This window comes from Phycisphaerales bacterium, assembly GCA_035627955.1.
Taxonomy (GTDB): Bacteria; Planctomycetota; Phycisphaerae; order Phycisphaerales; family UBA1924; genus JAEYTB01.
In genome coordinates this window covers 50,892-60,784 of record DASPKU010000018.1, presented here as the reverse complement: position 1 = coordinate 60,784, position 9,893 = coordinate 50,892, and the positions used below count along the sequence as shown (strand labels likewise).

9 protein-coding genes are annotated in these 9,893 nt (G+C 67.8%); 5 read left to right on the top strand and 4 right to left on the bottom strand.

The genetic code is table 11. The features are described from left to right. From VD997_14730 to atpA, 4 genes are all read right to left on the bottom strand, one after another. The coding region (locus tag VD997_14730) for a hypothetical protein (GenBank protein HYE63248.1) at positions 1-315 on the bottom strand (315 nt) is incomplete at its 3' end. After that, positions 312-965 carry a hypothetical protein gene (locus VD997_14725; GenBank protein ID HYE63247.1) on the bottom strand — a complete coding sequence of 218 codons (654 nt, stop codon included), beginning with the start codon at positions 963-965 and terminating at the stop codon, positions 312-314. The genes VD997_14730 and VD997_14725, both read right to left, overlap by 4 nt. Before the next feature lie 35 nt (positions 966-1,000). Continuing rightward, the gene (locus VD997_14720) at positions 1,001-1,537 is read right to left on the bottom strand and encodes a hypothetical protein (protein HYE63246.1); all 537 of its coding nucleotides are present in this window, start codon (positions 1,535-1,537) and stop codon (positions 1,001-1,003) included. Positions 1,538-1,646: 109 nt separating this feature from the next. After that, positions 1,647-3,227 (bottom strand): F0F1 ATP synthase subunit alpha, encoded by a 1,581-nt coding sequence (gene atpA / locus VD997_14715; GenBank protein HYE63245.1) that lies wholly within the window; start codon positions 3,225-3,227, stop codon positions 1,647-1,649. Positions 3,228-3,589: 362 nt separating this feature from the next. Between atpA and VD997_14710 the strand changes: the two genes are divergently transcribed. From VD997_14710 to VD997_14690, 5 genes are all read left to right on the top strand, one after another. Next, entirely contained in the window at positions 3,590-4,168 is a 579-nt protein-coding gene (locus VD997_14710; GenBank protein ID HYE63244.1) for a hypothetical protein, read from the top strand. Positions 4,169-4,332: 164 nt separating this feature from the next. Continuing rightward, entirely contained in the window at positions 4,333-5,217 is an 885-nt protein-coding gene (locus tag VD997_14705; GenBank protein ID HYE63243.1) for a hypothetical protein, read from the top strand. Between the two features lie 118 nt (positions 5,218-5,335). Then, a complete protein-coding gene (locus tag VD997_14700) occupies positions 5,336-6,112 on the top strand; it encodes a hypothetical protein (GenBank protein ID HYE63242.1) in 777 nt (258 codons plus the stop codon). A gap of 122 nt (positions 6,113-6,234) precedes the next feature. Beyond that, a complete protein-coding gene (locus VD997_14695) occupies positions 6,235-8,829 on the top strand; it encodes a YncE family protein (GenBank protein ID HYE63241.1) in 2,595 nt (864 codons plus the stop codon). A 334-nt stretch (positions 8,830-9,163) separates the two neighbouring features. Next, positions 9,164-9,844 (top strand): MYXO-CTERM sorting domain-containing protein, encoded by a 681-nt coding sequence (locus tag VD997_14690; protein ID HYE63240.1) that lies wholly within the window; start codon positions 9,164-9,166, stop codon positions 9,842-9,844. Positions 9,845-9,893 lie beyond the last annotated feature (49 nt).

Here is a 9,893-nt window from a genome sequence, read left to right as displayed (position 1 = left end):
GGTGATGACATCACCGGGGTTGTGCGGAAGCATCCAGAACTCCACATGTACCGGGTCCGCGGTGGGTGGAATGATCGTTCCTGCTTCCGCCGGGCTGAGAAGGGTCCAGCACTGGTAGCCGGGCCCCGCTGTGATCGTCGCGCTCAGCCTGCCGATGACCGGCACGTTGTTCACCATGCGTGCCCAGCGCTGGTTGTACTGGACCTTACTTCCGCTGGCGAACCACAGCGCACACCCCCACGCCACCCCCCACGTGACCACCGCACCCGCGAGCAAGCAGAGGACAACCTTTATGGCCCAACGCTTCTTCCTCACGCCTTCCCCCCGCACTCCGGGCACGCCGCGTCAACTGCGATCCCGCCGCGGTCGTAGCCGCACGAGGGGCAACGGCCTTTGTTGCGCCGCCTCCGCCGCCGCGTGAACGCGACGCCCTCGACGAGGCCCAGCGTCACGCCGGCGTAGAGGAGAGTGTTGAGGGTGAAGCCGAGGGGGAGGAGGCGGGTAGGAAGCTCGCCTTCCCACATGTCGATGCCGCGAGGGTCGTCGTACGCAAGAGCGCTCGAGGCGGGTCCATGCGTGTACATCGCGTAGCAGGGCATCCCAACCCGCAAGCTCTGGGTGATGACATCACCGGGGTTGTGCGGAAGCATCCAGAACTCCACATGTACCGGGTCCGCGGTGGGTGGAATGATCGTTCCTGCTTCCGCCGGGCTGAGAAGGGTCCAGCACTGGTAGCCGGGCCCCGCTGTGATCGCCGCGCTCAGCCTGCCGATGACCGGCACGTTGTTCACCATGCGTGCCCAGCGCTGGTTGTACTGGACCTTACTTCCGCTGGCGAACCACAGCGCACACCCCCACGCCACCCCCCACGTGACCACCGCGCCTGCGAACAGGCACACCCCCACGCGGGCGAGCTTGAATCCCCATCGATTCGTGGCGGAGGTGGTGAAACTCGGCCGGAGCATCACGGCAGCCTACCAGCGCGGCTCGCTCGCCCGCCTTACTTCACGGCCGGCGCTAATGAATCACTCACCGGCGTCCACCCGCACTCCGGGCACGCGGCCTGGGGGCTCAGCCCCGCGCGGTCGTAGCGGCAGCGCAGGCACCAGCCCTTGCGCCTCCGGTGGGCGAGGCGGGCCCAGCGGGCGCCGGTGGCGAGGGCGGTCACGCCGAAGGCGAACGCGGGGTACACCAGCGGCAGGTCGAGGCAGAAGTACCACGCCCCGGGCGTGCCCGCGGGGGTCTTCATCCGCTCCAGCGTGATGAGCGGGGCGCGGCGGGGGAAGTAGTCGAGCTTGTGGTGGTCCCAGGCGCCCAGGGCCCGCCAGCCGCGGCGCTCGGCGGCGAAGTTGCCCGAGGCCTGCAGCATGCCGCGCCGCAGCCCCATCATCCAGCTCACGGGCGGGCTGGTCTGGATCATGCGCGGCTGCGAGACCCACATGGGCTCAAAGGGGCTCAAGAAGAACCCCGCCATGCACACGCCCGCGATCGCTGCCGACCACCGGAACGCCCGCCGCCAGCGCCGCTCGTGCACCATGGGGGTGAGCGTACTGGCACACGGGGCCGGTTGGAAGATCATGGTGCACGAACGAAAAAGCCCAGGGATCGTGATCCCTGGGCTTTGGGTTGTTCGCTGATGGGCTATCTCAGGCCTTGAACCCGCTCTTGAAGGTCTTCACTGCCTCCTCCATCTTCTTCTCGACCTTCTTGATGTCGAGCGAAGCGGCGAGCTCGTCGCGGAGGGGTTTAGCAACGGTGTTGAAGTACTCGAGCAGGCCGGCCTCGAAGGCGCGCACGGCCGGGACGGGGACGTCGTCCATGTAGCCGCGGGTGCCGGCGAAGATGGAGATGATCTGGTCCACCACGTTGAAGGGCGTGTACTGCCCCTGCTTGAGCAGCTCGACCATGCGGCGGCCGCGGTCCAGCTGCCGCTGGGTGGCCTTGTCCAGCTCGGTGCCCAGCTGCGCGAAGGCCTCGAGCTCGCGGGCGGCCGCGAGGTCCAGTCGCAGCGAGCCGGCGATCTGCTTCATGGCCTTCACCTGGGCGTTGCCACCCACGCGGCTGACCGAGATACCCACGTTGATGGCGGGACGCACGCCGGAGAAGAAGAGCTCGGGCTCGAGGTAGATCTGGCCGTCGGTGATCGAGATCACGTTGGTCGGGATGTAGGCCGACACGTCGCCCTCCTGCGTCTCGATGACGGGGAGCGAGGTGATGGAGCCGGCGCCGTTCTCGTCAGAGAGCTTGGTGGCGCGCTCGAGCAGGCGGCTGTGGAGGTAGAACACGTCGCCGGGGTACGCCTCGCGGCCCGGGGGGCGACGCAGCAGCAGCGACAGCTGGCGGTACGCCACGGCCTGCTTGGAGAGGTCGTCGTACACGCACAGGGCGTGCTTGGGCATCGGCGCGCCGTTGCCGAGCAGCGTCTTCTGCTTGAAGTCCTTGTGGCCCGACCACATGAAGTACTCGGCCATGGCCGTGCCCGAGTAGGGCGCCACGTACTGCATGGGGGCGGGGTCGGAGCTCGAAGCGTTGACGACGATGGTGTAGTCCATCGCGCCGTTCTTCTTGAGGATCTCCACCACGCCCGCGACGGTGGACTCCTTCTGGCCGATGGCGACGTACACGCACACCACCGCCTTGTCGGTGCCCCAGAACTCCTTCTGGTTGATGATGGCGTCGATCGCGACCGCGGTCTTGCCCGTCTTGCGGTCGCCGATGATCAGCTCCCGCTGCCCGCGCCCGATCGGGATCATGGCGTCGATGGCCTTGATGCCCGTCTGCATGGGCTCGTGCACCGGCTGCCGCTCGGCGATGCCCGGGGCGATGATGTCAACCTTGCGGTACTCCGCGGCCGTGATGGGGCCCGCGTCGTCCAGCGGCTGGCCCAGCGGGTTCACGACGCGCCCGAGCAGCGACTCACCGACGGGCACCTCGAGGAGGCGGCCGGTCGCCTTGACCATGTCGCCCTCCTTCACCTGGAGGTAGTCGCCGTAGATGACCGCGCCGACGGTGTCGAGCTCGAGGTTGAACACCTGGCCCATGACCGCGCCCCCGGTGGTCTGGAACTCGAGGAGCTCGCCGGCCATGGCCTTGGACAGGCCGTAGATGCGGGCAATGCCGTCACCGACCTCGACCACGCGCCCGACCTCGGAGACCTCCAGGGCGGCGCCGAACTGCTCGATTTCCTGCTTGATGACGGATGCGATTTCGTCGGTGCGGATCTTCACGCGTGTTCCCTTAAGTAAGCCTCGGAGCGGGGGGGCGGGCCTTCAGCCCGACCTGCAGCCTTCTGGACGTTCTGCCCAAACCGCCACCGACCCCGGCAGGGGACGACAGGGGAGGAAGGTTAGGTCGACCACTCGGAGACGTCGACCCGCGGGCCGCCCCGCAACCGCCTCCGGCACCCCACTCCTCCGCCCCCCACTGGCGGGTCCCGCACCCTTCCCGTAGATTGGGGCCCCACACCTCCACGGGGGACCCTCGATGTCCAGCTACCCAGGCGATCCGTACGCGTACCAGAAGCCCGAAACCAACGGCCTCGGCATCGCCGGGTTTGTTGTCTCGCTCGTGGGATTCCTGGGCGGGTGCTTTGGCGTGCTCATCCTCTGCCCGCTGGGGGCTGATCCTCTCCGCAGCGGCCCTCCGCAAGGAACCCCGCGGCCTCGCCATCGCCGGCCTGGTCCTGGGCCTGATCGGCACCGCCATCCTGCTCGCCGTGATGATCTTCTTCGGCGGCATCGGTGTTGGGATCTTCACGCTGGTCAAGGAGTACCGTGGCGCCATCGAGGTGCACACGAACGTGCAGCAGTTCTACCAGGCCAATGGCCGCCTCCCTGCCGACCTGAACGAGCTCACCACTAAGTACCCGGGCACCACCATCACCGACCGGCGCGGCAACACCCTGGGCTACCGCGTCAACTCCCCCACCACCTTCGTCGTCATCCTCCCCGGGAAGGACGGCGTGGTGGGCACCCAGGACGACACCGACCTCGACGGCGAGGTTGGCGGGCCTGGCCCTGGAGGCGGCACAGGTACGGGCAGCGGCAGCGGTTCTGGCGCGGGGACCGGCCGAACCGGGACCACCGGCGATACTGGAGCACCCTCCCCGCCACCGCCCACGACCGATGGTGCAACAGGCGCTGAAACGCCCGCCCCGAAGGGGCCATGATCTCAGGCCGCTTGAGCGTGGCTCGCCCGGACCTTTCGTCGCGTGTGACATCCTGAAATGCCCCGCGATGCCTCCGCTTTCGATTCCGCGAGTTGGGGCTGGATGTGCTTGCACGAGCACACCACACCAGTATTCTGGAGCCTCAGCCAACCTGGAGTGCCACCATGCGGAACCGGATGTGCGTCGGCGTGCTGTCGTCCCTGACCCTCGCGGCCGCGGCTTCGGCCCAGACCGTCTCGATGCCCGCGGGCATCGAAGCGAGCGGAACCTCGGGGGGGTTCAGCACGGTGTTCCACCGTGACGCCCGCAGCTATCAGATTCTGATGAACGAGGCGGCGCTGCAGGCCGCGGGCATGCCCACCAACGTCAATATCACGGCGCTCGCCTTCCGTCGCCCGCCGGCGACGCTCCCGAGTTTCCCGTTCCCGAGCTGGCCCACCACTCAGCTGACCTTCGCGAACTGGGATATGACCCTCAGCCCCAGCGATGCAATCGCCGGTCAGATGAGCAGCACGTACACGAACAACATCGGAGCCGGCGCGGTCATGGTCCGCTCGGGCTCACTGACCCTCGCGCCCGGCGCGTTCCCCGGTGGCTCGCCCGCGCCAACCCCGAACCCCTGGGGCACCGACATCACCTTCACCACCCCCTACTTCTACACCGGCGGTAGCCTGTTGATCACGATCCGCCACACCGGCAACGGTGTCTCCACCACCGGCCATGTTGAATCGGCCAGTGCCGCGGGCACGCAGGCCATTGGCGTCTCGAGCTATACGCAGACTGATTCCTGGTACGCGCAGGGCATGCTCGCCCTGCGTCTCACCGTTACTCCCGCGGGCGGCTGCCCGGATGGCTGCGGGCCGCAGGACTACAACGGCGATGGCGACAGCGGCACCGACCAGGACATCGAGGCGTTCTTCGCGTGCCTCGGCGGGACCTGCTGCGACACCTGCTTCTGCGGCGGGGCCGACTTCAACGGCGACGGTGACACCGGCACCGATCAGGACATCGAGGCCTTCTTCCGCGTGCTGGGCGGCAACGCCTGCTGAGCACTGATCCGCCACAGGCTTTCTGCCAAGTGACCCTTGGCGCGGCCTTCGCATCCGGTAATCTCGGCTCGTTGTAGCGGGGGGTGGGGATGTCAGTTCGAGTCACCAGGAGACCCTCATGCAGTCCAAGCTCATTCCGTTCCTCGTTCTCGCCGGCGTCACCTTCCCAGCGCTCGCGCAGGACCTCTCGCCCGTCTCCATCGGCAGCGGGCGCGACAGCCCGCTGGGCGGGTCGCCCGAGCTCCTGACCACCACCGGCGGGTTCAACACCCTCATCCGGCGCACCGGCTCAGCCGAGGACCGCGCCATGCTCGAGTTCGACACCACCGCCCTCGCGGGCCAGACCCTTGCCAGCGCCAACATCCTGTTCCGCATCGTGGTAAACAATGCGCAGGACAACGGGCCGCGCAACTTCAACGTCGAGGTCTACGGCGCTGACGGCACCGTCACCCTCAGCGACTTCAATATTCCCGCGACGGTCGTCGGCACGGCCACGTACCACCCGCCGACCCAGACCTTCGTCGACGTCAACATCGACGCCACGCCAGCCGTCCAGGCGCTGATCAGCGGCGGGGCCACGCACGTCGGCGTGCGCGTGGTGCCCACCAGCAACCCCAACTTCCCGAACGTCATCAACCTGACCGCCCCGAACACGCCCATTCTGCGGGTCGTGGTCGGTGGGGGCGGCTGTCCGCCGGAGTGCGGCTCCCAGGACTTCAACGGCGACGGCGACTCGGGCACCGACCAGGACATCGAGGCCTTCTTCGCCTGCCTGGGCGGGACCTGCTGCGACACCTGCTTCTGCGGCGGGGCCGACTTCAACGGCGACGGCGACATCGGCACCGACCAGGACATCGAGGCCTTCTTCCGCGTGCTGGGCGGCAGCCCCTGCTGAGACCGCTCGAGAAGTGGTTGGCCGCCGCGGCTGGCCGTAGCGGGCCGGGGCCGTGCGTCGGAACGGTTCGAAGACTCTGGATCAGCGGCGGCGGTGCGCCCCGCTCGAACGAAAGGACGATCATGCTGGCACGATCTGTTGCTGCGGTGCTTGTGATGAGCGCGGGGATGGCCTTCGCGCAGCCCGTTGAAACCGTGAACACCGAGGGCGCGCCCGCGCACTGCACCGAGATCTGGGACGCCCCGCGCCCGCTGCCGCTGCCCGCGCCCTACGCGTCTCGCTTGCTCGCCGAGTTCGTCGACGTCAATGGCGTGCCCGACGGCGACATCCCCCGTGACGTCGCCTTCACGCCCGACGGCACCACCGCCGTGATCGTCAACCAGGGCACGGGGGTCGCCAACGGCCTCATGACGTTCTTAAACGTCAACACCCGCACGGTGACGCACTCGGTCGAGGTGGAGTTCTTCCCCAACCACGTCGCGGTCTCGCCCAACGGCCAGTACGCCGTGTGCAGCAACGTCTTCAGCAACTCCGTGTCCGTGGTGCACATCCCCACGCACACGCTGCTGGGCAACGTGCCCATCACCGGCACGCAGCCCTTCCGCGTCGCCATCACACCCGACAGCCAGTTCGCCGTGGTGTCGGTCACCAACGACGCCGTGAACGCGACGTTCTCGGTGGTCAGCCTGAGCACGCTCAGCGAAGTTCGCTCCTTCCCCGGCACGTCGATGGGCGCGATCGGCGCCTTCGCCACGCCCGAGGTGGGCATCAGTTCGGGCCTGTGGAGCAAGTGGGCCCTCACGCCCGACGGCACCCGCATCGTGGTCCCCGACAACATCGCCCCCGGTCGCGTGGTGGCCTTCAACGTCAGCGACGGCGCGATGGTGATGAACATTCCCACGGCCCCCGGCGGCCGCTCCATCGACATTCACCCGGACGGCACGACCGCCGTGATCGGGCACGAGGGCAACGAGCGGAAGATCACCAAGGTTGACCTCGTGAACGGCACCGCCACCGTGCTGTCGGGTCTCACCGACAGCCTCGAGGGCCAGGTCATCAAGATCACGCCCGACAAGCAGTACGCGGTGGCCGCGATCTCGAATAACACTGTCTTCCACCGCCTCAGCGACGGCGTGCGCACCGCCACCGTCTCCACCGGCATCGTGGGCGACCTGGAGCTGTCCTTCGACAACCAGTACATCTTCGTGTCCAACTTCACCTCGCGTGTGATCAGCATCGCCAGCCAGTCGGCGGTCGCGAACCTCACCTTCGCCGCGTGCGCCGACGCCGCCATCAGCCCCACGCAGCTGCGGGCCGTGGCCCTCAACAACCGCTTCCGCGAGGACATCCACGTCTACAACATCAACGGCGCGGCCAGCTCGTTCGAGGGCTTCGCCCTCAGCGGCCCCCCGCCGGAGGGTGACAGCACCCGCGTCGTCGCCACCTCCGCCGACGGCAGCGTCGTGGTCGCGGGCAACCTCTCCAGCCGCAACGTCACCATCATCGACGGCCACACCAACGCCACGCTGGGCTACGTCAACACGGGCGACCGCGTGCTCGACCTCGCCGTTACGCCCAACGGCCAGTACGCCGTGGTGTGCAACACCGACGACGGCTCGGGCACCGTTTCCATCGTTGACATCGCCAGCCGCACTCGGGTGGCCCATCTCTCGACGCCCACCCGCCCCGGCAAGGTGAAGATCTCCCCAGACGGCAGCAAGGCCTACGTGCTCTCCCTCGCGGGGACCGACACCATCTACGTCATCAACATCGCCGGCGCCGCCAGCAGCATCGCCGGCACCGTGCTCGCGGGCCAAACCGGCAACGCCCAGTACGCCGCGTACAGCGACATCAGCGGCATCGAGCTTTCCCCCGACGGCTCCATCCTCGCGGTGTGCGTGAGCTTCGAGGACAAGATCCGCCTCATCAACACCGCCACGCGCACCATCATCACCGACGTCGAGGTCGGCACCATCCCCGGCTTCGCCACGCCCGAGTTCCCCATGCGGGCCGTGTTCAGCCCCGACGGCACGAAGCTCTACACCGTGCTAGCGGGCATGAACTTCAGCCCCACGGCCTCCAAGATCGCCGTGGTCAACATCAACGGCGCCGCCAGCGCGCAGGTCACGGCCGTGCCCTGCAACCCCTACCCGCTCACCATGAACATCGACCCCGCCGGGCAGTTCGTCTACATCGGCACCAACATCACCAACCCCGGCGTGCAGGTGTTCGACACCAGCAGCAACAGCATCGTCGCCACCATCCCCACGGGCGGCTCGGTGCGGGCCGCGGCCCTGCACGACGGCATGCTCTATGCCGCGGGCCTCAACAACAACACCGGCGGCAAGCTCTGGCGCGTGAGCGCCGCGGGCGCGGCCAGCTCGTTCATCGACGAGACGCCGCTCTCGGGCAGCCCCTGCGAGATGGCGTTCAACGCCGCCACGCAGACGCTGTGGATCGCCCAGCCCATCCCCGACGCCCTGGACAAGGTCTCCGTCGGCCCCGAGTGCCCGGGCAACCAGTGCGGCCCGCAGGACTACAACGGCGACGGCGACAGCGGCACCGACCAGGACATCGAGGCATTCTTCGCGTGCCTGGGCGGAACCTGCTGCGACACCTGCTACTGCCAGGGCAGCGACTTCAACGGCGACGGCGACTTCGGCACGGATCAGGACATCGAGGCGTTCTTCCGCGTGCTGGGCGGCAATCCCTGCTGAGCAACAGCGCGTGCTCTCGTGAATAGATAGGGCCCGGAGGTACAAACCTCCGGGCCCTTGTCGTTGGCCGGCGGCTCGGTAAACCAGCGAAGATCGGGAGGAGTTGAAGACCCGCCCGCACCGTCACAGCCGTCGGGAGCCACGCTGACCCCGGAATCGGGGATCGCGTGCATTATCGGCCACCACTCCAGGCCTCCGTCCGGCTCATTTTGCCGACGCCCCTGTTGCTGAATCCGGCCGTGCTGGTACCCTGTGCGGCATCAGGAGATACCGCCTGCGCGTGACCGCGCTGGCGTCAGAGACCGATTTGGGCGAAAGCCCAGGGAGAGACAAGATGAAGCTGGCAGGCATCACTGTTGCCGTCGCGCTCGCGGCGGCTGGTATGGCGCAGGGCGCCATCTACACCGACACTCAGAACGAGATCTTCGACAACAACCACGCGCACCTGGACATCGCCAGCGTGCTCGTGACCCACGACGCGAGCACTATCACCTTCGAGATCACCACCCGCGGCGATGTGTCCAACCCCACCTGGGGCAAGTACATGATCGCCATCAACGGCGCGGGCGGCGCCAACGACGCGGGCAACGGCTGGGGTCGCCCCATCAGCTGGAACGGCCAGGGCATCGACTTCTGGGTTGGCACCTGGGCCGATGACGGCGGCAGCAACTTTGGCGGCGAGCTCCGGCAAATGGACGGCTTCGGCGGCAACACGCTGCTGGCGGCGACATACGCCGGCCCCGGCATCAGCGGCTCCAGCCTCACCACGCAGGTCGTCACCCTGTCCCGCTCGCTGCTGGGCCTTACCAGCGACGGCACCTTCTACTTCGACGTGATGAGCAGCGGCGGCGGCAACGACCCCGGCGTTGATCACCTCAGCCGCAGCGACATGGCCACCAACGACTGGGGCGTTCCCTCCAGTTCCGGCCAGTTCCTCGCCTACACCATCCCCAGCCCCGGCTCGATCGCGCTGCTGGGCCTGGGCGGCCTGGCGCTGGCCCGCCGCCGTCGCTGAGTGACTCTTCTGCACGTCCTTCGAGAAGCCCGCCGCAAGGCGGGCTTTT

Coding starts and splice junctions, on each gene's coding strand:
- VD997_14725 (HYE63247.1), bottom strand. CDS start 965: ATGCTCCGGCCGAGTTTCACCACCTCCGCCACGAATCGATGGGGATTC.
- VD997_14720 (HYE63246.1), bottom strand. CDS start 1,537: ATGGTGCACGAGCGGCGCTGGCGGCGGGCGTTCCGGTGGTCGGCAGCG.
- VD997_14705 (HYE63243.1), top strand. CDS start 4,333: ATGCGGAACCGGATGTGCGTCGGCGTGCTGTCGTCCCTGACCCTCGCG.
- VD997_14700 (HYE63242.1), top strand. CDS start 5,336: ATGCAGTCCAAGCTCATTCCGTTCCTCGTTCTCGCCGGCGTCACCTTC.
- VD997_14695 (HYE63241.1), top strand. CDS start 6,235: ATGCTGGCACGATCTGTTGCTGCGGTGCTTGTGATGAGCGCGGGGATG.
- VD997_14690 (HYE63240.1), top strand. CDS start 9,164: ATGAAGCTGGCAGGCATCACTGTTGCCGTCGCGCTCGCGGCGGCTGGT.